At 40.6% G+C, this 646-nt stretch carries 1 protein-coding gene; it reads right to left on the bottom strand.

The annotated features are described in order from the left end of the window. On the bottom strand, positions 1–627 hold a 627-nt coding region (locus tag JCM11969_RS16820; RefSeq protein WP_439709756.1), incomplete at its 3' end, for an IS256 family transposase. Positions 628–646 lie beyond the last annotated feature (19 nt).

The following is a 646-nucleotide window of genomic DNA, read 5'->3' as shown; positions in this document are numbered from 1 at the left end:
ATCGGCCACAAAAAGTAAGGTTTGTTGTACGCCACGATCCTTCAAATCAGCTAATACTTCAGACCACACAGAACTAGATTCTGTCGGAGCTATCTTGTAAGACAGCACTTCCTTATGACCATTAGGTTGAATGCCAATCGCAATATGAACTGCTTCTTTGGCAACTGTGTCACGTCGCAAGGGAAGATATGTGGCATCTAAATAAACGACAGCGTACCGTTCTGATAACGTTCGATTCTTGAAAGCTTCAACTTGTTCGTTAACTACCTTAGTTAGATTGGAAACTGTCTGTGGCGTGTAATAGGAACCATACATTTTTTCCATCAGCTCGGCGATCTCATGAGTGGTAATTCCCTTTTGATAAAGCTGAATGATGGTTTGTTCTAACTGGTCTGTTCGTCGTTGATAGGCTGGTAATGTGTGGTTAACAAATTCTCCGTTTCGATCACGGGGAATCGTAAGATTCAATTCGCCATATTTTGTATTAAAGGTTCTCGTGTAGTGGCCATTACGAGAATTTCCTGAATTGAAGCCATTCCTATCATAGGGCTCATAACCTAAAAATGCAGAAAGTTCATTTTGTAATAGCTCATTAACGGCCGTTTCTAGTTGATCTTTGAAAATAATATCTAGATCCTGACGCTGC

Origin of the sequence: Secundilactobacillus paracollinoides DSM 15502 = JCM 11969 (genome assembly GCF_001311135.1) — a bacterium.
In the GTDB taxonomy this organism is placed as follows: domain Bacteria; phylum Bacillota; class Bacilli; order Lactobacillales; family Lactobacillaceae; genus Secundilactobacillus; species Secundilactobacillus paracollinoides.
Note: the sequence above shows the minus strand (reverse complement) of the source record. Positions and strands in the feature narration are given on the sequence as shown.